This window comes from Peribacillus sp. YIM B13477, assembly GCF_042787955.1.
Classification (GTDB): domain Bacteria; phylum Bacillota; class Bacilli; order Bacillales; family DSM-1321; genus Peribacillus; species Peribacillus frigoritolerans.
On the sequence record NZ_JBHZPD010000005.1, the window covers coordinates 263188 to 287532 of the forward strand.

Sequence of the window (24345 nt, forward strand, 5' to 3'; positions counted from 1 at the left end):
AATATAAAGTAAAACAGCTTCCACATGGTTTTAGAACTCTATTTCCCCGATCGCCATTTCAACGAGCTTCACTATTTCCCCTTCATGAATTTGCCTATAAATCGCTTCAATGTCAGGATGAAAAAAGCGATCTTCTTCAACCATCGGGACTTCGCTCCGAACTAAATGATATACATCCTCCGTAACCGGTGACGGTTTCAAAGGTAGATGAAAATCCATTGCTTGCGTTGCCGTCATCAGTTCAATGGCTAATATATATTCAAGTTTCTTTGAAATCCGATATGCTTTCCTCGAAGCAAAATAGGCAAAACTTATCACGTCTTCTTGATTTGCACATGTAGGGATATTATCTATTGTAGCTGGATGCGAAAGCACCCTGATTTCATTTAATAGCCCGGCAGCTGTATATTGCGGAATCATGTAGCCGCTATTCAAACCTGGATTAACCACTAAGAAATTAGGTAATTCACTAAGGTGATGGTTTACAAGGCGATCTATTCTGCGTTCTGTTATTTTTGCTAAGTTTGCTAACGCTATGGATATCGCATCCGCATAAATCCCAACAAATGAACCATCAAAATTCCCAGCCATCAGGCCAATTCCATCGTCCTCTTCAGGAAAAATCAGAGGATTGTCACTTACAGAGTTCATTTCATTCTCGATTGATACAGCAGCGTCTTTCAATACTCTTTTTATGGCTCCATGGACTTGTGGAATGCATCGTAAGCTAAGTGCATCTTGTAATCTATGTTCCTTGTATGTATCAATGATTTGGCTGCCTTCAAGAATCCTTGATACATTTCTGGCTGTCTTAGCCTGTTCCTCATGTTTTTTCAATGAGTGGGGACGAGGATCAAATGCTTTTATAGTACCCTTCAGCACTTCTAAGGACATGGCTCCCGTAATGTCAGCGGTTTTCGCCGCCTGAATGCTATTATATAAAGCCAGGACAGCCATCGCGGTGACGGAAGTAGTCCCGCTTGTAAGTGCCAATCCTTCTTTAGCACCTAACGTAACAGGTGCTAATCCCGCTTTCCTTAAAGCTTCCATGCCAGGTATGAGCTCATCTTCATACCATGCTTTCCCTTCACCTATCACCACTAAGGCCATGTGAGCTTCTGGGGAAAGATACCCCACTGACCCATCACCTGGAACAAATGGAATGATATCGTGATTTAATAGTGAAGCAATTAGATTTAATACCTGTAAACGAACTCCTGAATACCCTTGGCCTAAATTCACTAGTATCATCAACTGAATGGCCCTTACGACTTCTTTTTCAAGAGTTTCCCCAACAGAAACGGCATGTGAACGAACAATATTCCGTTGAAGGGTTTCTGCGTCCTTTGGAGAAATCACCTCGGTCATATTACTGCCAAAACCCGTAGTTACACCATAAATCAATCGATTTTCATCTAAAAACTTGTCTATTAAGCTACGTGATTTATTCACCCTATCACAATATGTTTGTGTAAAGGAAACCATCGCCCCATATCTTGCAACCGCAATTACTTCTTCGATTGAGATTTCACCATCACCTAATACAACCTCTTTAATATCCTTCGGTTGTAAACAATCGGCAGTTGTCATCCTTATACATCTCCTCTCCTATGACTTATCAAGAAGGAGAAAAAAGTTTTGGCCCTTCTCATTTATTTACTGGAAGTTATCTTAAGTTATTTTTTCATTTTTTGTAAAGGGAATTTCGGTTCCTTTCGGAGAATTCTCCGTTTCTAGCAATGGGTCACTTGCTTCATGTAATGAAAGATTCTTCGTTTCAGGTGCCCAGGCTATCGATACGATCAAGCCCACCAGCAGAATGGCTGCCATTCCTGCCATTGAGGCACTTAATCCGAATGAACTTAAAGAAACAGGCAGCAGAAATGTTCCAATCGCAGAACCAATCCGACTAATTGCCGTAACCATACCTATTCCCGAGCCACGGATTTCAGTTGGAAAAAGCTCTGCTGGGTATACTAGTGTAAGGTTCGATGCTGCTGACATGAAAAAAGTAAAGATCAAGAAGGCTACCAACATTAAGAATTGAGAACCATTGTGTAAGAAGCTGAGTGAAAACAATGAAACAGTAAGTATCGTGAAGGCCCCGATGGTAAATCCTCTACGAGAAAATTTTGCTAGCAGCCAAAGACCAATAATTGCCCCAACAAGCAAGAATAGATTTAACATGGTATCGGCAAAAAAGTTCTGTTCAAACCCCATTGTACTAAGGATGGAAGGCAGGAAAGTATAAATGGCAAAGTATGGAATAACAAGAGTCAATTTGAATATTCCACCAAAAGCCAACCGCTTACGAAGCCTTTTACTGAAAAGCCCACGAAACCCCAGAGTCTTTTGATTTTCTGTGCCGGTCTCCGTTTCTCCCATTTCAACGTTCGCTCCAAGGTGTTTTTTTACAATTTGGCGAGCTTCTTCGACACGCCCCATGCTGACAAGCCACCTTGGTGATTCAGGCGTTCCTATTCTTAAGATTAAAACCACAATTGCCGGAATGGCTGCGCTGACAAGCATCCAACGCCATGAGTCTGAACCAACCTGGCCCAAGTAATGACCAACAAAGTTTGATGCAACATATCCAAGCGTCCACACTACGTTTATAGACGCGAGGAGCGAGGAGCGATACTTTTTGGGAGAAAACTCGGCAAGCAAAGTCGTACCTACAGCGTAATCCCCTCCAAGTCCAAAACCAATAAGCAACCGTAAAATAAAAAGCTCTTCTGGGCTGCTAACAAAAAATTGTAAAATGGTAGCTACCGTGATGAGTAAAAAGTTTACGAGAAAGATTTTCTGTCGGCCTACACGGTCAGAAAGTCTTCCAAGTATTAAAGATCCCGCAAACAGACCGATTAAAGCAGAGCTGCCGATCAGCCCTGTCCACAATGAATTCATATTCATCTGAGGCCCGAATACTGTCAGGGCCATCGCAATGATCCCTAGAGAATAGCCATCACAAAAGCTGGAACCGAATGTGAGTCCTGCAATTCGAAAATGAAACCTATTAAACGGGGCATCGTCAATCGTGAATTTTTGTTCTTTCAAAGAATCTCCTCCATTTTTTGATTTATCAGATATATTGATTCAAAAAAAACACTAGAACTGTAACACGCCGTGAGTGGCGAAGAAATTGAATGGAACGATTAAGCTTAATACTATAAAAAAATTGAGCAAAGAATATTATGAAATATACTCTTTTTTTAAACTATATCAAATCATTCTACCTTTTAATTTCTATCTAATATATGAAAATATAGTTTAAGATTCAATCAATTGTTTATCATTGAAATAAATGACTTCACTAAGGATTTTACAACCTTCCATTACCTCAAATTTATCCCTTGCTTCCTTTTCTGTGCTAAACTCATACATTTTTATGCCATTTTTCGAATGGATAGTGATTATCCACATAAAATTCCCTCCACATGGAAGATTCATTTCCACGAATTCCTTAAAATACTTTCATTAAATCTCACTGTAAAGTGGTAAAGTGTTTAATGCTGAAAATGCGTAGGATGATAAATTTCATCCTACTTCAGCACCATTACATTTGTTAATACTTCCAAAAGCCCATTCCATCCCCTGAATTTTTCAGCGGATGGAATGGGTAGACATTGATTGAGAATACTGATTTTTAAAGGCTCGTAAGGCTTTTGGTATCAGTCTTCACTTTATCATTCACTACTTGCACACCATTTTTCCATACAGACTTAACATGATTGACCCCAAATAAATATTGCAACTCCTGATAGTTTTCAACATTCCATAAAACGACATCCGCTTGTTTTCCGACTTCAAGGGATCCGACCCTTTCTTGCCTGTTGATTGCACAAGCAGCATTGTATGTCGCCGCCGTAAGAGCTTCTGCAGGGGTAAGCCTCATCGAAATGCATGCCAGATTCATGACAAGCGGCATGGATGTCGTCGGTGAAGATCCAGGATTGCAATCGGTCGAAATGGCAACAGCCACACCTTCATCAACCATTCGTCGTCCAGGGGCCGCTTCTTCCCGTAAATACAAGGCGGTGGCTGGAAGCAAGCAAGCAATCGTACCTGACTTCGCCATGGCGGTAATCCCCTCATCGGAAGCTTTTAACAAATGCTCAGCTGAAATGGCTCCTATCTTCGCAGCTAATTCAGCTCCACCGTATGGCTCAATTTCATCAGCATGAATTTTAGGGATCAAGCCGTATTTTTTCCCCGCCTTTAAAATCCGCTCTGATTGTTCAGGGGTAAAAACCCCCTTTTCACAAAAGACATCATTGAATTCTGCAAGCTTTTCTTCAGAGACGATTGGAAGCATATCATTAATCAGATGATCGACAAATTCATCCTCGCGGCCTTTATAATCCTTTGGAACCGCATGGGCTCCCATAAAAGTAGGAACCAGATCAATCGGATGCTCTTCCTGTAGCTTCTTCATCACCCGCAATTGCTTTAATTCGGTTTCCAAATTCATTCCATAGCCGCTTTTACCTTCTACTGTAGTCACGCCATGGGCGAGAAACGAATCAAGTCGTCGCGTGGTTTGCTCCATCAATTCTTCTTCACTTGCTTCCCTTGTCATGCGGGTGGTAGCATGAATGCCCCCACCTGCGTTCATAATATCCATATATGTTGCGCCTTCAAGTCGCATTTCAAATTCACGTTCCCGACTCCCGCCATATACAACATGCGTATGTGGATCAACAAGCCCTGGTGTCACCAAATGGCCAGTTGCATCAAAGACTTCAGCTTCATGCATTCTATCAGCATAGAGTTTTTCCAATTCCTTGGTTGTCCCGACAGCTTGGATCAACCCTGATTCCATCCATATACTTCCATCCTCTATCAAACCAAGCTCCGACATTGCCTCTTTGGAACGCGGACCTTTCCTTTCAGAGGTAAGGGTAGCAAGTTGAGTGGCATGTTTTATCCAAATTGGCTTTGTCATTTTTTATCAATTCCTTTACCAAGCATCGGGATATTAATACCTCTTTCACGGGCTGTTTCCTCTGCAAGTTCATATCCTGCATCAACATGGCGCACAACGCCCATCCCAGGGTCCGTTGTCAGCACTCGCTCAATCCTGGCTGCTGCTTCTTCGGTTCCGTCTGCCACAATTACCACGCCAGCATGCATGGAGTATCCCATTCCTACGCCGCCACCATGATGTACGGATACCCAGGTTGCACCTCCCACTGCGTTCACCATTGCATTTAAGATCGGCCAGTCAGCCACTACATCCGATCCATCCTTCATGGCTTCCGTTTCACGATTCGGAGAAGCGACAGATCCTGAATCCAAATGGTCACGTCCAATCACGATTGGTGCCTTCAATTCACCGCTTGCAACCATATCATTAAGGATTTTACCAAAACGGGCGCGCTCCCCATAACCAAGCCAGCAAATACGGGAAGGAAGACCTTGGAACTGGATTTTGTCTTGAGCCATTCTAATCCAGTTACATAAATGCTCATTATCAGCGAATTCACGTAAAATGGCTTGGTCTGTTTTATAAATATCTTCTGGATCACCAGATAAAGCGACCCAACGGAATGGACCTTTACCCTCACAGAATTGTGGACGGATATAAGCTGGAACGAAGCCCGGGAAGTCAAAAGCATTCTCTACCCCTTCATCTTTCGCAACTTGACGGATATTGTTGCCATAATCAAACGTCACAGCTCCTTTTTCCATCATTTCAAGCATCGCCCTTACATGTTTGGCCATTGAAGCTTTAGAGAGTTTAATATACTCTTCTGGATTTGCATTCCGTAATTCTGCAGCCTCCACCATTGACAGGCCTGAAGGGGTATATCCATTTAGCGGATCATGGGCCGAAGTTTGATCCGTCAAGACATCAGGAATGAAGTTCCTTGCGATCATTTCCGGAAGAATATCTGAAGCATTCCCAATCAAACCAATCGATAATGCTTCCCCTGCAAGTTTAGCTTCATTCGCTAAACGAATGGCTTCATCCAATGAATCCGTTTTCACATCGGTATAACGAGTCTCAATCCTCCTGTCAATTCTTGTCTCATCTACATCGATCCCGATACAGACTCCACCGTTCATCGTAACTGCCAGCGGCTGTGCCCCTCCCATTCCGCCTAAACCTGCCGTTAGAGTGATGGTGCCTTTTAACGAGTTATTAAAATGTTGTTTTGCAAGCTCGGCAAAGGTCTCGTATGTACCTTGTACGATCCCTTGAGATCCGATATATATCCAGCTGCCTGCTGTCATCTGCCCATACATCATCAATCCCTTTTTATCAAGTTCATGGAATGTTTCCCAGTTCGCGTATGCAGGGACGATATTTGAATTTGCAAGCAGGACACGTGGTGCATCCGAATGCGTTTTAAAAATGGCCACCGGTTTCCCTGATTGGACAAGTAAAGTTTCATCTTCTTCAAGCTCTTTTAGTGATTTGACGATTGCATCAAAGCATTCCCAGTTACGAGCTGCTTTCCCAATCCCTCCGTATACCACCAAATCTTCTGGACGTTCAGCAACTTCAGGATCCAAATTATTCATAAGCATTCTAAGCACTGCTTCTTGTTGCCATCCTTTAGTATGCAATTCTGTTCCAGTATATCGGATAACCTTATTTGTAATCGTGTTCATTTTCATTTCCCCCTTGTTTTTGTTATATATTCATTCTATAAGAAAAATTCAGAATAATTAATTATAGTTTAATGATTATTTTATAATTTATTTTACTTTTTTGTAGTTAACTTTATTATTTTATGAATAATTTCAATAATTACATTGTTATGAAATAAATAAAAAAGGACGATTCATTTATTGAATCGCCCTTTTTCAGACTGTAGACACACTATAACTTTGATTTCCTCTCCAGGCACTCGCTTTCCGCGGGCGGTCCGCCCTCGGCGCCTTTGCGCCTGTGGGGTCTCCCCTGGACTCGCTTTTCCCGCAGGAGTCTCGTACCCTCCGTTCCAATCAACTTGTTTTAACATTTAGATATAACCCTTTTGCCTAAAGTCTTCATTGTTTTAATATAGCATTAATAAAACTTGAAGTGATGAGGATGCTTTCTTAACATGATTCTTTTTAATAAGGTCAACTGGAATTTTTTAATTCGAACCCCTTTTGTCTACAAACTGAAAGGACGATTCATTTATTGAATCGTCCTTTTTCAGACTGTAGACAAACTTTAACTTTGATTTCCTCTCCAGGCACTCCCTTTCCGCGGGCGGTCCGCCCTCGGCGCCTTTGCGCCTGCAGGGTCTCCCTGGACTCGCTTTTCCCGCAGGAGTCTCGAACACCCGCTCCAATCAACTTGTTTTAACATTTAGATATAACCCTTTTGCCTAAAGTCTTCATTGTTTTAATATAGCATTAATAAAACTTGAAGTGATGAGGATGCTTTCTTAACATGATTCTTTTTAATAAGGTCAACTGGAATTTTTTAATCCGAATCCCTTTTGTCTACAAACTGAAAGGACGATTCATTTATTGAATCGTCCTTTTTATAAGCCAGACCGATATGCTGATGGTGTACAACCTTCAAGCAATTTGAATTTGGCATTGAAATAAGTTTGATGTGAATAGCCGGCTAATTGTGAGATTTCCTCTAATGATAAATCCGTTTCCTTTAATAAACGTTTAGCTTCCCTAATTCGAACTTGATGCAGCGTATTTCGAAAAGACTCGCCGGATTCAGCCGCAAAACGACGGCTGAGTGTGCTTTTATTGATACGCAGAGTATCTGCACAACTCGCTAGATTCCACTGGGCGTCCCAATAGTTGGACTCGATCAGCTCCCTTGCTTTTTCGCTAAGTGTGCGTGCCCCTTCCTGTAATTGTCCATGATCCTGCAGAAGCATATGGGTGGTGAACGCATGCAGCTCTTTTACTATTTGATGGATGACAGGTTTATGTACAATTTGCTGAAATACATCATAGTATATTGCTTCCAGGGAAGCATTTTGCAAGTTGTATGATTTCATATGCCTACGAATTTGTGCGAGTACACTTGTAAGGCGGATACGAACGATTTCCGGGTCGGGGTATGGTCGATCAAAAGTAAGGAATTCACGCTCAATCCAGTTCCTGATGGCTTTCGCATCCCGCCTTTCGAGCATTTCTATCCAAAGTCTTTGTTCAAGAGGAGTGAGGAATGGGTCCATCTCTTGAGGCGAAGTCTGTTGACTTTCGGCTAAAATGATATCATATCCATCGAAAAAGATTTGTCTCGTAAATTCACGTGTTTGCTGATACATCCTTTTTAAAGACTCATCTGAAGTTGCCGCCTTTATTATGATGGCAAGGGGCTCATCCATTCTTTCTTTCCAATGGGCAAGGAAGGCCTGATACTCTTCCTTATATATCTCCATTTCCTTTGTTTCCTGGACACATAAAATAAAATCCGATAAAGCGAAGATTTGATTCTTCCCAGTAAAAGAATATCGTTGCAGTTCATCATAAACTAATGGAAGGGTCTTGTTATCAGGTGTCAAGAAAGCGACCATGGTTATTCGGCTTTCATGCTTCCGGTCAGTCAAGAAGAAATCTGGATACCCAATATCCAGAGCATTCTCATCATCCATGGTGTTTGACGAGATATGACTTGGACCATTTCTCAATTGAAAACGTAATTGTTGGATATGTTTTACCAAATCTGCCGAAGAAAAAGGACGGAATAAAACATCTTCAGCACGAAAACGTAAGGCTCGATAAGCGGTTTGAAAGATTCGCTCAGATGAAATCCCTAACCATCGAATTCCCCTTCGCTTTAACGAAACACCCATCGCTTCACTTTCATCCGTCCAAATATCCATATCCAAAATAACGAATTCAGGTTGCTGATTGCGTATGCCCTTTTCGAATTCTTCAATCGTTTTCCATAAGTTCAGTCTAACTCCCGTTAGGTGGGACTCCACGATCCAACGAATTCCTTGAGCCTCAATCTCATCTTTTGCCACCAAATGAATTTCCACATCATCACCTCATTTCTGCTGTTATTCCCCTAATGAATAATATGAAGTCAGCACATGAATAGAAAAGGGATCCCTGATCTTTTCGAAAGCACTTTCATCTCATATCCATTCTAATCCCGCCGAAATCTACAAACAAGTCTTATTAGGCAGAACCTGCGATTTAGATTAAGCTTTGACATGCTCAACTGGTATTTTCACTCCATATATATGTGTGCTTAAATAAAAAAAGAAACATCGTGGAAACGCTGTGATTTCCAATGATGTTTCTTTTTTAATCACTTTTAATCTTCCATACATTTAGAACCTCTATAATCGATTAATATTGACTTCAACTTCTTTACCTATGTTTTCATCTGAAGCATCCGACAATTTTAATGATAATAGGGTGATGACACCTATTATAAGTAATCCAGATAAAATAAACATTCCTTGAGTAAAGGCAACAGTTCCGAGAATCATCGGTCCTACAAAACCGCCTAAAGCCGCAAATGAATTAACTATGGCTATTCCAACTGGGGCAGTGGACTCAGTGAAGAAAAATGTCATATAGGCAAAGAAACATCCACTGAACCCGTATAACCCGAAAGATGTAATCGTTAACATAAGCACCATCATAAAAACACTATTTGAAAAGCCGCACCCGATAAATCCGACAACCGCTATCATAAGGCAAACTAGCAAATGTGTTTTATGTTCATTGGTCCGATCTGAATTCCAGCCTACAAACATAACTGCAGGTATACCGACTAACGATGGAATCATCGCTAACCAGCCTATTTCTAAATTAGTTGTTGCGTTTTCCGATAAAGATTTTATGATGGTTGGCATCCAGAATGACAATCCATAGATGGATGTGTATCCTGCAAAATAAAAAAGAGCCAACTTCCAGATTTTCGAATCTTTCAGCATATCAAGCTTCGTGACTTTATTTATTTTCGAGCTAACTTTTCTTTCCGCTCTCAATTCGCCTTCTAACCAATCACTTTCTTCCTTTGATAACCATTTAGCGTTAGACGGTCTATTAGTTAAATAGAAAACAACAACAATTCCTATAATAATGGCCGGAATGCCTTCAAGAATGAACATCCATCTCCACCCTGCCATACCGAACCAGGAAATATTGTCAAGAATCCATGTCGACACAGGCGCACCAATCAATCCGCCAATCGGTAGGGCTAAGAGCAAAACCGCTGTTGCCCGTCCTCTTTCGCGGGCCCTGAACCAATAAGTTAAATACAAAATTATACCTGGGAAAAAACCAGCTTCAGCAACACCTAATAAAAAACGGAGAATATATAAATGCATCGTTGTTTGGGCAAATCCTGTTAATATTACCACAAGCCCCCACGAAATCATTATACGGGCAATCCATATCCGAGCTCCCACTTTATGCATGATCATGTTGCTAGGGACTTCAAAAAAGAAATAGCCGATGAAGAAAATACCAGAAAGCAATCCAAAAACTTCAGCGGATAAAGCTAATTCTGCATTCATTTGTAAAGCAGCATAGCCTAAATTGACCCTGTCCAAGTAAGCAATGATATAAAGGAGCAAGATAAATGGAAGAATGCGTTTCATCGTCTTACTGATCGTTCGTTTCTCTATTTCACCACTGGAATGATTCAAGATTATTTCCTCCCTTTTCATGCTACTATTTCCCAAAAAAGTTTACCGTACAACTCTTTTCCAGCTTCCCGACACTCTGGTTCATTCCTAGCTCTCAATTTATCCTGAAAACCACCACCCTCTATTTACATATACTGAATCCAACAATATTATAAATACAATCCATATACTCAGGGCTAAAGAGGAATTAGGCTTTCTGTAAGACAGTAACCGATTGTATAGAAATCCTTGAAAAACCTCCTATTTAAACTCAATTAACCTTCTCCATACTTGACCCCGAAGATTTGTAAGCGCTTTCCAAATGCACGAAAACCATTTAAGATAGCGTTGTGATTATTCATGATCTACGTTAGATTAAATAGACCAGCAATCATTTAACTAGACTGTAGTCTGATATTAAACTATATAGGAATATTCTGTCAATTATCATTTGGAGGTTTTTTATGATTGAACCCAGAAAGAAACAACTTAGGGGAGAAAAGACTCGTGAAAAAATTTTACAAATATCTCTAAAGCTATTCAGCGAAAAAGGTTACGATAAAGTTACCGTTGACGAAATCGTGAAAAAAAGCGGCACATCAAAAGGGTCATTTTACCAACACTTTTCAGCGAAATCGGACATTTTTTTAGTGAGATTCATAGAAGTCGATGATTACTATCGCGAAGTCTTCCGTTCGTTCCCAGTCGATATGGTCGCTACCGAGAAATTGTTTATTTTCATTCGCAGATTGATGCGTTTTCTGGAAGTAGAAATGGGCAAAGATTTAATGAAAGTGATTTACAGTTCCGCTTTAGATTCGAAAGAAAATACTTACTTTTTAAATTCAAACCGCTCACTCTTCAAAATCATTCGTTCATTAATTGAAGAGGCGAAAGAACAAAACGACATTGGCACTGACCAATCAGTTAACGAAATTTCACAACTTATCATCCAAAGCCTGATGGGAATCATCTATCATTGGGGATTAAACAACTCAGAACAAAGCTTGGAATCACTATCCATACCGCTAACCAAAACAATCATTAATGGGCTTAAAACCAAGAACTAAAACATAAATCAAAAGATTCATTTCTAAAAATCTGACATTTAATTCAATATTAACCCGAATCTTACTGAATGGTCAGGGAAACTCCATTAATATAAAAGGTTCATACATTTTCTTTATTTCAATTAAGTGTCAAACAAAGTAAACGAGGAGTAGAATTCCAGCTATCATGAAACGATTTTTATTTATCACCCTATATGCACTATTATTTGGATTATCGCTGCAGGCTTTTAATTTCAAGCTTGACCACCCTATTGCCAAAGATATAAGCCGTCTGATGCCAGTTAAAATGAAAGTGATAAAGGCAGAAGATAGTGAAGAAGAAATCAAAAAGGTCGTTTTGGATGCCGAAAAAAACGATGATCCCATTTCCATTGCCGGAATGCAGCATAGCCAAGGAGGGCAGACATTATATCCAAACGGGATTCTGCTCGATATGAAGAACTATGATAAAATACTTGATTTGGATGTAAAAGAAAAACGCATTACGGTCCAAAGCGGTGCAACCTGGGCTGCTCTTCAGGAATACATCAACCCATATGGGCTTGCACTGAAGGTCAGTCAATCTCAAAACATTTTTACCATTGGCGGTTCTTTGAGCGTTAATGTCCATGGCCGGGATATCCGTCATCATGCCTTGATAGAAACCGTGGAATCTTTTAGATTGCTTGACGCAAAAGGACAAATCCTAACAGTGAGCCGCAAAGATAATCCGGAGCTCTTCCATACGGTTATTGGCGGGTATGGATTGTTTGGAGTCATACTCGATGTAACACTCCACCTTACCGATGACGAACTTTATAACATTAAAACTAAATCACTTCATTATGATGAATATACGTCGTACTTTAAAAGAGAAGTTCTTCAAAACAATGATGTTAAAATGCATCTTGCAAGAATATCTGTTGCTCCTGGCTCCTATTTGGATGAAATGTATGTAACGGATTATTATAGGGCAAATGACCAAACAAGGCTATCTGACTACAATACTCTCAAACGGGAAACGATCATTGCCTTGCCTAAATTCTTTCTTGGCCTCTCACGTTTTAATGACTGGGGTAAAAATAGGTTTTGGGAAACTCAAAAAGCCTACACGGCCAATATTGATGACAACTTGGTATCGAGGAATAATGTGATGCGGTCGGATTCAGCATTCATGGATTACAGCAACCCCACCAAAACTGAAGTGCTGCAAGAATACTTCGTTCCGATTGATCAATTTGCTGATTATATCGATGACTTAAGAAGAACCTTATCTGATGAGAAAGATTTTAATTTATTAAATATCACAATTCGTTATGTGGAACATAATGATGAATCACTCATGTCCTATGCCAAGGATGATATGTTCGCTTTAGTGATGCTCATCAATCAAGGGACAGATGACGAAAGCAAGGATAATACAGGAAGGGTCATCCGTAACATGATCGATGTGACGCTTGACCATAACGGCAGCTACTATCTGCCCTATTATGGGTATCCAACCAAGACACAATTATTTGAAGCGTATCCGCGTACTGAGGAATTCTTTCGATTAAAGAAGAAATATGATCCTGATAATCGCTTCATGAATCTTTTCTATGAGGAGTATCATCCATGAATTATAAACGTTTTGTTTTTTACCAAGGCACTGTTGGAATGGCTGCCAGCATGATTTTCCCCTTTTATATATTGCTAATCAAAAATGTAGGCACCAGTTATTCGCAATTCGGGTGGGCATATGGAATATTCTCATTGACTGCAGCGCTTAGCTATCCTTTAATCGGAAAATTTACTGACAAAACAGGTGACAAAGCCTTTCTCCTTATCTATTCATGGGGAATGGCACTTATCCTGCTTGCCTTTCCTCTCGCATATGAAATTTGGCATGTCTATCTCCTGCAAATCATTATGGGAGTACTTGGGGCAGTACAAAGAAACACTGAAAAAACGGTACTGGCAAGATATGTAACGAAGAAAACCGCGGGTGCGGAAATCGGGAAATACCATGTTTGGACATCCGTCGGTGCTGCAGTTGCGGTGATTGCAACTGGATATTTAGTCGACTTTTTAACGATCGGCAGCATCTTTTACATAGCCTCCCTTATGTTTGCCTGGAGTGGATTTATTATAATGAAGATGGAGAAAAATACATCACAATCTAATGCAGAAAAACTAAAAATATAAGCATATATTACTGGTTATAGCCAATAAATCAGTTACCTCTTTTAAAAGAAAAGCATCTGCATTAACCTCAGCAGATGCTTCTTTTACCATATATTCATTTGCTGATCAAAAAACTAAAAATGATTTTACAAAAAATATTAAACCTGCTGCCCATTTTTCAATTTGATAATTATTTTTTCGTCTAAAAAAACTAATGACATCATTATTATAGCCATTCCAATCAATTGATGAATGGACAACGCTTCATGTAAAAAGAAAAACCCTAAAATCATTCCGATGACTGGCACTATATAATTACTATATGAAGTAAATAATGCGCCTTCTTGCCGAATCAGCCTGTTAAATAATGCATAAACAACCCCTGCATGGAAAATGCCTAAAATCGCTAAGTAGATGGATTGAGATCGTGCTATATCCAATTTGAAAGATTGCTCAAACAAAAGGGACATGGGTATGAGCAATGCACTGGCAATCAGTAATACATTTCTCATATGAATGACGGAAGAACCCTCGTTTAATTTCTCCATGAAAATCAATGATAATCCAAAACTCATAGCAGCCAATATCATGAGGATGTTCCCTTGAATACTGTTAGAAAGGTCTTGGATTCCTTGTGTCGGCCAGGAAAGGAAGACAATACCTGCAAATCCGAATAGGATACTTGTAATCTGCGGCCTTGTGCTTTTTCTTTTGAAAAATGCTAATAAAAAAAGGATGGTAAAGATGGGAACCATTCCAATCAGCACCGCTGCGATGCTGCTAGGCACCGATTTCTGGCCTTGTGCAATAAAAACGAATGGGAGTACAACCTCGAAAAAAGCAATGATAATATACCATTTATAATAACCCCTGGGTACTTTTCGCTCTTCTTTTGATAAAAACAAACCAAAGAAGAGTAAACAGATACCGCCGATACATGCTTTGATGGCTGATAATGTAATAACCCCAACATTTTCTATGACTAATGCAATAAAGAAAAATTGAGATCCCCATATACCACTAATCAAGAGTAACAATACATATTTATTCATTACTTTACCTCCCTTTTCAGCAATGGGTCGGCAAAAGTCTTACTATTATGCTTGGATTGAATTCCACCAAAATAATTCGTGCCGATTACCCCAGCAAGAATGATCATTGCACCTATTACATGATAATAATGAACCGATTCATGTAAGAAAATCACCCCTGCCATTATCGTAATCAATGTCGCTAAATTACTAAAAACGCTCATTTTAGATGCTGGTAATATAGATAATGAATAGTTTGATAAAAAAGCAGTAAGCAAAGACGATAATACCCCAAGATATACGATTGAAATGAGGAATGCACTACTTGTGAAGGGTATTAAAAAGCTGCTGATGGAATGGTTAATTATATGGTTAATGACGGCCAAACTATTAAAGGTCACAAAACCAAAGAAAGTCATCACATAAGTTAACGTAAATAGTGAATATTGCTTTGTTACCTTCCTCGCTATCACATTATAAAGAGCGGCAGCAATCGAGGATAATAAGATCAGGATCGTTCCTTTCAAACTGTTAGCCGCATGTTGCAAGTCATTCATGACAAAGATAAAGATAACCCCCATAACAGATAAACAAAGAAAAAATTTCTGAGCTCTACCTGCGTATTCTTTCAAAAATAATGAAGCTGATATTAACGTAAAAATTGGTATGGTCGCTTGGATAATACCCGCTTCTGAAGATGAGGTATAAATGAGACCAAACACTTGAAAAATAAAGAATAAAATTGGATAAAGGAACACCAACGGAAGAATTTTCACAGTATCCTTTGCGCTCATTTTCACTGATGTCCTCCTTAATAGCTTAAAAATTATGGCGATCAACAAAGCCATCGTAAATCGATGTGCCAATGTATCTAGCGGACTAGCTTCCATTAATGATATTTTTGTAAAGATAAATGAAAATCCAATAATAATGGCATATAGTATCGCTGCAAAATAGGCTTTTTTATTTTCTGTCATATTGAGTAATCCTCCTTTTCAACACCCGGCCGGTTGTTAGTATCGTATTAAAAGTTCCAGTACGATACAATACAAATAAGGAGCATCTGTAACGGTACAGTTTTTAGGAGGTATTCATGCTAAAATACGTAGCTTTGTTTAATGAATTTGAATTTCTCATCCAGAATGGACGGCTCAAAGCGGGCTTTAAACTCCCGTCAATTCGTCAATTAAGCGATCAACATCAATGTAGTAAAAGTACAGTCTTGAAAGCCCTGCAAGAATTGGAAAAGAGGCATTTAATCTACGCCGTTCCTAAAAGCGGATATTATGTCGTACAAAAGGAATTTGATGGTAAAAGCGAACCCACAACGGACATCGACTTTGTTACCTCCGCTCCCGCTTGGCATCAATTTCCGTATCATGACTTTCAACATTGCATTAACAAAGCCATCGATACCTATCAGCAAGAATTGTTTATCTATGGCACTCCAAAAGGACTGCCCTCTTTAATTAAAGTGATACAAAAACAATTAGAGCAGTATCAGGTTTTCGCAAAAGAAGAACAGATTTTCATTACTTCTGGCGTGCAGCAAGCACTTTCCTTATTAACGTTAATCCCCTTTCCAAATGAACGTACTCATATACTTGTTGAGCAGCCTAGTTATCATCTATTTGTGGAGCAATTGAAAGCGTACAAGATTTCCGTGCTAGGAATCGAACGAACTGCAGAAGGTATTGATTTAGGGGAGTTAGAACGGATATTTAGTGATCAGGAAATTAAATTCTTTTATACGATGCCACGTTTTCATAATCCGTTAGGGACTTCTTACTCTAAAATGGAAAGAGTGGAGATACTAAAACTTGCAGTGAAGTATGGTGTCTATATTGTAGAAGATGATTATTTAGCAGATTTCGAAGAAAATATGAAGGTAGACCCTATTTTTTCCGAGGATACCCATAACATGGTCATTTATTTAAAAAGCTTCTCAAAAATAATGTTTCCAGGATTACGCATAGGTGTTGCCGTATTGCCTAAACCATTATCGGAGAGCTTCCAACTATATAAAAGAACGTCTGATATTGATAGTTCCATGATTTCACAAGCAGCATTGGAAATCTACATAAAAAGCGGTATGTTTAAACACCATAGAAACCAAGTGCGCCTTTCCTATTCATTGCGTGCAAACTTGCTATATGATGCTCTAGAAAAGCACTCTGCTTCAGGCTTTTATCGCCCATCATCCATATGTATGAACGCTCATATCGTACTGCCTCAACGTTTAAATAGTACTTACCTCATCAATAACTTACAGAATCAACATGTACTGGTAGAGACGATGGGTCAAAATTATATAGATGGCTTTCACCAGGAAAAAATATTAAAACTAAACGTGTCCAATACAAATATACAAAAACTCGAGCAAGGAATAGCTCTTATTTTCAATGAATTGAATAAAAAGGAGAATTATTACTTATAAAACTTTTACATAAGGTATAGTCACTTTCCACACACGGCAATAAACAAAAAATAGTGAAAATATTTTTTCTTATTGTAAAACTGAAAAAATATGGGCAAATGAGCTCAAACAAAAAAGAGCCAATTAGAATTGGCTCTCAACAAAGTTTCTCTTATCGGTCCTCTTTATTTATAAAATTTGATACGATCCTCAAGTGGTTTGAATTCTTTATCACCCGGTTGAGCTGTTGGATTTCCAAATGGCATTTGCGCAATCAATTTCCAATTGCTTGGAACATTCCATTCTTTTTTCACGTCATCATCAATTAGAGGATTATAATGCTGTAAAGTTGCTCCCAATCCTTCTGCTTCAAGTGCCGTCCAAACAACTAATTGATGCATGCCTGATGTTTGTTGTGACCAGATTGGGAAGTTATCGGCATACGTTGCAAATTGTTCTTGAAGTGATTTCACAACAGATTCATCTTCAAAGAATAATATTGACCCATATCCCGCTTTAAAGGAATCCATTTTTTGTTGAGTGCTAGAGAAATCCCCCTCACCAACCGCTTTCCTTAAAGCCTGCGTCGTAATATCCCATAATTTATCATGTGCCGATCCTGTTAAAACAACAAGGCGGGAGGATTGGGAATTAAAAGCCGATGGCGTGTGTTTTACCGCAAATTCAACTATTTCTTTAATTTTCTCATCCGTTACTTGGACTTCTTTATTGATTCCATAATATGAACGTCTCTCTTTAATGGCCGTGTAAAAATCTTTTGTCATGATTCATTCCTCCAGAACATTTTTTCTATTTCAAATGATTATTCCATTTTTTATTTCTACCTATTTTAGTATGGGCATAAACCAATATATCATTCGCAATTATTCTTTAATGAATTCCTTGGTGCTTCTTACTGTATCAATTGGACGGACCAACTTTTCGATTTGATCCCTTTTCGGTTCCAAGAACGGTGGTAAAGATAACTTTTCCCCAAGCGTTTCATACGGCTCATCCCCCATGAATCCAGGACCATCCGTGGCAAACTCGAATAAAATTTGCGGTGCCACTCGTACGTAAAGCGACTCAAAAAAGTGACGATCGACATAACCGGACGTATGAAATTGGAAGCTTTCCATTCGTTTGATCCATTCTTCCAGAACGGAACGGTCTTCAACACGGAAGGCTGTATGGTGAACAGTCCCAAAACCCTGCCGAGCCTGAGGAAGGGTCGAATTATGCTCGACGATCACTTGTGCACCATTGCCGCCTTCCCCTACTTCAAATAGGTGAAATGACCCTTCATTGTCTATTTCTTTGAATAATAGGACTTTTTCCATCATTTCTTTAAAGTAATCAAAGTTGGCGATACGAATGAAAATTGGTCCTAATCCTGTAATAGCGTGTTCCAGAGGAATCGGTCCTTTTTGCCAAGGAATCCCTGCTGCAACCCCTTCATTATTTTCATCTGAGATCAATTGATATTGCTGATCATCAAAATCCACAAATGAAATGATCTTTTTGCCAAACTGTTCTTGGATTCCTGTATTCCCTACTTCTAAACGGTCGAAGCGCTTGACCCAATACTCCAATGCCGCATCATTCGGTACACGGAAGGATGTTTTAGAGATCTCATTAGTACCATGCACTCCTTTAGGAATTCCGGGAAAATCGAAGAATGTCATGTCAGTACCCGCACCGCCAACATCGTCGGCAAAAAACAGGTGATAGGTTTGGATATCATCTTGGTTAACGGTTTTCTTGACTAAACGCATGCCTAATATATTTGTGAAAAATTCATAATTTTTTTCAGCACTACTTGTTATGGCCGTTACGTGGTGTATACCTTTTAAACCATTCATACATTATTCCTCCCATTAAAACGATTCAATTTTTGGATATTTAACATTTTCCTTAATCCCCTATATTTTTCCTTCAAAAAGAGTGGCTATTCATTATAGGGGTTTGATTAGGTATTCTCATTATCTTGAATTAATATATCTTTACTTAAAGATAATTTATCATGAATACCATTCACTGTCAACAACATTATCTCAAATTAATATATCTCAATATCGAAATAATTACAGGGCAAAAAAAAACACACAGTCAATTTCACTTAAAATATAGACCATTCTGTATATGGGTTACTGTCTAAAGCTATAACTAGCGGCAATGACAGTATTTTGTATTTCTATTATTACTAGTTCCGTACCAATAAGCTTAAGGTATAGCAACCGTTGTTTTAAGGCTGTCACTATTAATCATCCCCTAATTTTCGTAATATCCATTTGAATTCACATCTTTTCATTAATTAAGGGTTTATCGAGTATACATCTCGTTTAATCTGTTCTTCCTTTAAATGATCAAAGCGAACAAACCTAAAATCCCGATACCTCTTCTACCTTATTTGCATCAATGTGCCCCAGGTGGATAAGTGGGTAGATTGTCCAGCAGTTCCCTAAGAGAAAAGGGAACTTATTCGTTACCCATTTCTTTAAATAACTCTATCGCTTTCCTTTAATTCTTCTTTCCACTTTTAAACAACTTTATTATTCGTGAATACCACAAAACCCGAAATACAGACGCTCAAGTTTGAGTGACTGTATTTCGAGTAGTCCTCCCATTGTGTTTTTTTTATTTTTCTCTTTGTTCCGTTTTCCACCATAGGGAATCTTTTGGATTTTCAACAGCTTCTTGAAATTCAGATTTTGAAGCAACTGTTGGGTAAGATCCTTTTAGCGATTTTCCTGAAGTACTATTGAACAAGAATAATATCACTAAAAACCCGATAATATTCACGGCTGTTAGATAGAAACCAGGTGCTAGGTTATTCCCTGTTTGGTGAACTAACCATGTGGAAACTAAAGGGGTAGTTCCACCAAATATTGAAACCGAGACATTAAAGGTCACCGATAATGTTCGATATCGAATATCAGTATAGAACATGGTTGGTAACGATCCAGGCATTGTGCCTTCATAAATTGAAAGCAGAACACCTAGAATTAGAACACCTAACGAAATAAATACTAAAGCATTCAAGTTTATTAAATAAAAAGCAAGGGCAGATAATAGACTTAAACCGCCTAAACCGATTAAGAAAACGGTCTTATTTCCAATTTTATCACTGAGCTTTCCAAACATTAAAGTAAGGGGCACCATAATAATCATTAGAATCGTAATTAACAGGGTTCCTACTGTACTGGATAATCCAATAATTTCATCTAAGTAAGAAGGCATGTATGATAATAGCATATAGCTTGTAATATTAAAGAATGCAACAGCTACAAAACATACAAGAATATCCTTTTTGTGATTTTTTAAAATGGATAGAAAGCTTTCCTCTTGGGCTTCATCATCAGAAAGTTCATTTTCAAAAATCGGTGATTCTTCTAAACTTTTTCTTAAGTACAATCCAATAAGCCCTAAAGGTAAGCCGAGTAGAAACGGTATTCTCCAACCCCATGAGGCCATCTGTTCATCAGATAGGGTGATAAAGAGTGTACTGGCAAGTAATGAAGCTAATATATAACCAATTAGCGTACCAATTTCTAATCCACTTCCAAGCATATTGCGTTTATTGTCTGGAGAAGATTCTGCAATATAGACCATTGCACCAGCGTATTCGCCACCTGTTGAAAAACCCTGAATAATTCTAGCTATTAATAAGAGTATAGGTGCCCATATACCGATTTGATCATATGTAGGTAATAAACCGATTAGTAATGTTGAAAAAGCCATCAAAATAATCGTGGTTGTTAAAACGACTTTTCTTCCTAATTTATCTCCGATTTTACCAAATATGATACCCCCTACTGGGCGCATTAAAAAGGCAATAGCAAACGTTGCAAAGGTGAACACTAATTTTAGCTCATCATTCTCAACAGCACTAAAAAAATTTTGACTGATGATAACAGCCAAATAGGAATATAGGCCAAAATCAAACCACTCCATAGCATTTCCTACCCCTGTAGCAAACACGCTTTTCTTCGCTTTTTGAATATCTACAACGTTGATTTTTTTCTTGTTAAATTTCATTTTATCATGTCAACTCCATGGAATACATTTATGCAAGAATGAGAAGTAAAGTCAAACTGGAGGAAAATCGAATTTTGGGCGTTTTTCCAATGGTATCCCAAATAAAATATTGTCTTCTTATTAGAGGTTCTATAAATCGCCTCTCGATTTATTAAATTCAAGGTTATTGCCTTTTTCCATTTGTTTATCTGTTTGATCAGGGTTTTCATCGTGCTTGAATGATCGATTATCATCATCATTATTATTCGGATTCGTGTCCGTGTCATTTCGAACAGGACGATAATCTACTTCCTCTTGATCATTAAAGTCGTTATTACCGGCGTTACATGCTGACAAAAAACTTACCGAAAGTAATGCGGATAAAATAGTGATTTTCCATTTGCCTTTCATTTTATAAACCCCCTTATCTTAAGTTTTTGGTATTAAGTTTAATATGTACCTTAAACGATACCCTTAGTCTTAAATGGAGCCCATGCATGTTTGTTTTTTTAGCATCCTAAAATTAAAAAACTGCCCCCAATTATTGTGGGAACAGGTCATGTTATTTTTAGGTCAAAGGAAAAGCTGTCTTATACGAGGGAACCACCTTTTTTAAGGTACTTTACAATCCCTTCTGCTGCTCTATATGAAAAGGCACCTAAAGTACCAGTTGGGTTGAACGAACTGTTATGAGGAAATGCTGAAGAACCCGCAACAAATACATTTTCAGCGTCCCACATTTGCAGGTAAGTGTTAACTGCTGAATTTTTTGGATCAGCCCCCATGATGACGCCGCCTGTGTTATGCGTATTCGTATCTGTGTTTACGTTAAAATCTGCTTGTTCAGCAACCGTATCAATATGATCAGGACCCATTTTTTTAGCAATCGATCTTGTTACTTTCGCCATGTATTTTACTAACTCACGGTCTTGGGCAGTATAATCATATGTCATCCGTAATAAAGGCATACCGTATACATCTTTATAAGTAGGGTCCAGATCAAGGTAGTTTTGTATGTGTGGCATACTTGCACCCTGTGATTTGACTTGCAGGATGCTATTGGCATATTTGATTGATTGCTTTTTAAATTCCGCACCCCATGAAGGTGTTCCGATTGGTGAGTTATTATTAGCTATAGGTCTATTCCCATACTGGGTTGTACGAATTCCTGCTCCGTGAAGGAAGTTTACATCCGAATGGTCAAAATTATCACCTGTAAATTCTGCAATCTCAATGCCTAATGCACCTGCACCTCCATATATATTGAACTCACGGTCATTATAATAAAGGCTTGAATATCCTGAACTCACTTGGTAACAATAGTTTTTACCAATTACACCATTTCTGGTTTTTGGATCATAGGGTATTCCAAGATTCGAATTAAGTAAAAGTCTAACATTATTAAATACATAACTCGCTAAGACCACTACTTCTGCCGGTTGTTCGAATTCTTCACCCGTGAAGGTGTCTACATAAATAACACCTGTCGCTTTCGTACCATCATTTAAAATACGGGTGACGTTTGAGTATGTCCGCAGGTCAAGGTTACCAGTTTTTTTTGCAACAGGAATGACCGTAACAACTGGATCTGCTTTTGCACCATACTCACAACCGAAGTTTTCACAAAATGCACAATATTGACAGGCTGAACGTGAAATGCCATCAGGATTTTCGTAATTCTCTGATAGATTTGCAGATGGGATCATATATGGTTTGTAGCCAAGCTTCTTCGCTGCTTGTTCGAATTCCGCTAATACAGGTGTTTTTATCATCGGTCCTGTTGGATAAGGATTGGAGCGTTTTCCATATAACTTGACAGTTTCACCAGATATTCCTGCCATTTTTTCAAAAGTATCATAATATGGTTCGATTTGGTCATATGTTATGCCCCAGTCTTGAATCGGATAGTCTGATTTAATTTTATTTTTACCATACCTTTTTTCAGTTAGTGATTTAATTTCAAAATCATAAGGAAGAAAACGGTAGGTCTGTCCATTCCAGTGACTACCAGCTCCTCCAAGACCTTCACCTACGATAAAAGTTCCATAATTACGCATAGGGAGTGCTCTCATTTTTTGGTTATTACGATGAGTAATAGTTTCTTTTGATAAATCTTGCATTAACTCTTCACGATGTTGGAAACGCAGTTCGTCATGCACCATTAAATAATCACTCATATCCCGTTCTTTCCCGCGCTCTAATCCAACGACTTTGATTCCTGCTTTTGTTAATTCCGAGGCAATAATACCTCCAGCCCAGCCCATCCCGACAACAACGACGGGTACCTTAGGTAGTTTTTTTGCCATGTTTTTCATCCCTTTCTATCATGAATGTTTCATATGACTTTGAAGGCTATTTGGATCTAGCTTTAAAAATTCTTTACTTTGGATTTCTTTTGTATAACTCATTCGAGAACCAGGATACTTTCGCATCTGCCAGCCTAGCATTTCCTTATTTCCTCCGTACAACGGATCTGCATAAACACCTTCAATGGTCAAAGTTCTTAACAATTGGAAAAATGCCGATGAAGATGCACCAGAAAGCGAACTTGCTTTCCCTTTCTCGAATGCAGCTAACACTTCATCCTGTTCATTAGCGTCTAATTCTGTAAATTTCTTTTTATAGTTTTTGTTGCTATATGTATTCAATTCTTTTAAGCCTAGCCGGAACAAATCTTTTCGGTAAAGTTTATTCTGTTCACCTTGTGTTGGCCCTGGCTTATAATAGGGTCCAAGTTTATAATCCTTTTCATTTACGCCCCACCCACTGTTGAGTTGATGGTCAATATAAATCGCCGCATTTAATTCCATAGCACCTGGTCCAAGATCGTCCTTTGGAAAAATACGTTCTGCAGCTGCCGCTGTCGTCTGATATTCTTCTGGATAAAAAAACATCAGGGCTTCATTCGGATTATTAGCTTGAGTTTGACTCTTCTGTTCTGTTTTCACACCACTTTCCGAATTTCTATCAAACATGCTTCCAACTGCTCCACCTAAAATAAGCCCTCCAACAGCTAAACCGGAATTCTTTAAAAAGGTACGTCTCGTACTACCTTGTTTTTCGATTTGACTTTTCTCTTTGTCCGACAAAAAAAAACCTCCTATTTCATA

19 protein-coding genes are annotated in these 24345 nt (G+C 38.7%); 4 read left to right on the forward strand and 15 right to left on the reverse strand.

Annotated elements, in window-relative coordinates:
- Positions 1-30: 30 nt before the first annotated feature.
- The 7 genes from hutH to ACFX4H_RS17165 form a co-directional block, all read right to left on the reverse strand.
- On the reverse strand, positions 31-1590 hold the full coding sequence (gene hutH, locus ACFX4H_RS17135; protein WP_249598765.1) for a histidine ammonia-lyase: 1560 nt from the start codon (positions 1588-1590) through the stop codon (positions 31-33).
- An 81-nt stretch (positions 1591-1671) separates the two neighbouring features.
- A complete protein-coding gene (locus ACFX4H_RS17140; protein ID WP_377435910.1) occupies positions 1672-3057 on the reverse strand; it encodes an MFS transporter in 1386 nt (461 codons plus the stop codon).
- Between the two features lie 213 nt (positions 3058-3270).
- Entirely contained in the window at positions 3271-3423 is a 153-nt protein-coding gene (locus tag ACFX4H_RS17145; protein WP_249598766.1) for a hypothetical protein, read from the reverse strand.
- A gap of 223 nt (positions 3424-3646) precedes the next feature.
- Complete coding sequence (gene hutI / locus ACFX4H_RS17150) at positions 3647-4945, reverse strand: imidazolonepropionase (protein ID WP_052137435.1); 1299 nt, start codon at positions 4943-4945, stop codon at positions 3647-3649.
- Positions 4942-6618, reverse strand: a complete 1677-nt coding sequence (hutU, locus tag ACFX4H_RS17155; protein WP_377435911.1) for a urocanate hydratase — start codon at positions 6616-6618, stop codon at positions 4942-4944. Before hutU ends, hutI begins: the two co-directional genes overlap by 4 nt.
- Before the next feature lie 866 nt (positions 6619-7484).
- Positions 7485-8954 carry a helix-turn-helix transcriptional regulator gene (locus ACFX4H_RS17160; RefSeq protein ID WP_034312654.1) on the reverse strand — a complete coding sequence of 490 codons (1470 nt, stop codon included), beginning with the start codon at positions 8952-8954 and terminating at the stop codon, positions 7485-7487.
- A 306-nt stretch (positions 8955-9260) separates the two neighbouring features.
- A complete protein-coding gene (locus tag ACFX4H_RS17165; protein ID WP_377435912.1) occupies positions 9261-10580 on the reverse strand; it encodes an MFS transporter in 1320 nt (439 codons plus the stop codon).
- Between the two features lie 443 nt (positions 10581-11023).
- Between ACFX4H_RS17165 and ACFX4H_RS17170 the strand changes: the two genes are divergently transcribed.
- The 3 genes from ACFX4H_RS17170 to ACFX4H_RS17180 all read left to right on the forward strand — a co-directional run bounded on the left by ACFX4H_RS17170 (position 11024) and on the right by ACFX4H_RS17180 (position 13792).
- Positions 11024-11629, forward strand: a complete 606-nt coding sequence (locus tag ACFX4H_RS17170) for a TetR/AcrR family transcriptional regulator (RefSeq protein WP_377435913.1) — start codon at positions 11024-11026, stop codon at positions 11627-11629.
- Positions 11630-11795: 166 nt separating this feature from the next.
- Complete coding sequence (locus ACFX4H_RS17175; RefSeq protein ID WP_377435914.1) at positions 11796-13226, forward strand: FAD-binding protein; 1431 nt, start codon at positions 11796-11798, stop codon at positions 13224-13226.
- A complete protein-coding gene (locus tag ACFX4H_RS17180; RefSeq protein ID WP_377435915.1) occupies positions 13223-13792 on the forward strand; it encodes an MFS transporter in 570 nt (189 codons plus the stop codon). The genes ACFX4H_RS17175 and ACFX4H_RS17180 overlap by 4 nt, the downstream gene beginning before the upstream one ends.
- 137 nt (positions 13793-13929) lie before the next feature.
- On the opposite strand, the gene ACFX4H_RS17185 is transcribed toward ACFX4H_RS17180, so the two are convergent.
- Both ACFX4H_RS17185 and ACFX4H_RS17190 read right to left on the reverse strand, forming a co-directional pair.
- Positions 13930-14823, reverse strand: coding sequence for a DMT family transporter (locus ACFX4H_RS17185; protein WP_057275978.1), 894 nt, complete (start codon positions 14821-14823; stop codon positions 13930-13932).
- The gene (locus ACFX4H_RS17190; protein WP_377435916.1) at positions 14823-15779 is read right to left on the reverse strand and encodes a DMT family transporter; all 957 of its coding nucleotides are present in this window, start codon (positions 15777-15779) and stop codon (positions 14823-14825) included. The genes ACFX4H_RS17185 and ACFX4H_RS17190 overlap by 1 nt, the downstream gene beginning before the upstream one ends.
- Positions 15780-15895: 116 nt before the next feature.
- Here ACFX4H_RS17190 and ACFX4H_RS17195 point away from each other — a divergent pair, with 116 nt between their 5' ends.
- A complete protein-coding gene (locus ACFX4H_RS17195) occupies positions 15896-17239 on the forward strand; it encodes an aminotransferase-like domain-containing protein (RefSeq protein ID WP_377435917.1) in 1344 nt (447 codons plus the stop codon).
- Between the two features lie 164 nt (positions 17240-17403).
- On the opposite strand, the gene ACFX4H_RS17200 is transcribed toward ACFX4H_RS17195, so the two are convergent.
- The 6 genes from ACFX4H_RS17200 to ACFX4H_RS17225 all read right to left on the reverse strand — a co-directional run bounded on the left by ACFX4H_RS17200 (position 17404) and on the right by ACFX4H_RS17225 (position 24324).
- Complete coding sequence (locus ACFX4H_RS17200) at positions 17404-18003, reverse strand: nitroreductase family protein (RefSeq protein ID WP_249598775.1); 600 nt, start codon at positions 18001-18003, stop codon at positions 17404-17406.
- 99 nt (positions 18004-18102) lie between these two features.
- Positions 18103-19080, reverse strand: a complete 978-nt coding sequence (locus ACFX4H_RS17205) for a ring-cleaving dioxygenase (protein ID WP_249598776.1) — start codon at positions 19078-19080, stop codon at positions 18103-18105.
- A gap of 775 nt (positions 19081-19855) precedes the next feature.
- The gene (locus ACFX4H_RS17210; protein WP_034312672.1) at positions 19856-21256 is read right to left on the reverse strand and encodes an MFS transporter; all 1401 of its coding nucleotides are present in this window, start codon (positions 21254-21256) and stop codon (positions 19856-19858) included.
- Positions 21257-21385: 129 nt separating this feature from the next.
- Positions 21386-21646, reverse strand: coding sequence for a hypothetical protein (locus ACFX4H_RS17215; protein ID WP_054396325.1), 261 nt, complete (start codon positions 21644-21646; stop codon positions 21386-21388).
- Between the two features lie 179 nt (positions 21647-21825).
- On the reverse strand, positions 21826-23541 hold the full coding sequence (locus tag ACFX4H_RS17220; protein ID WP_095390227.1) for a GMC family oxidoreductase: 1716 nt from the start codon (positions 23539-23541) through the stop codon (positions 21826-21828).
- A gap of 18 nt (positions 23542-23559) precedes the next feature.
- The gene (locus ACFX4H_RS17225) at positions 23560-24324 is read right to left on the reverse strand and encodes a gluconate 2-dehydrogenase subunit 3 family protein (RefSeq protein WP_241635693.1); all 765 of its coding nucleotides are present in this window, start codon (positions 24322-24324) and stop codon (positions 23560-23562) included.
- Between the last annotated feature and the right edge of the window lie 21 nt (positions 24325-24345).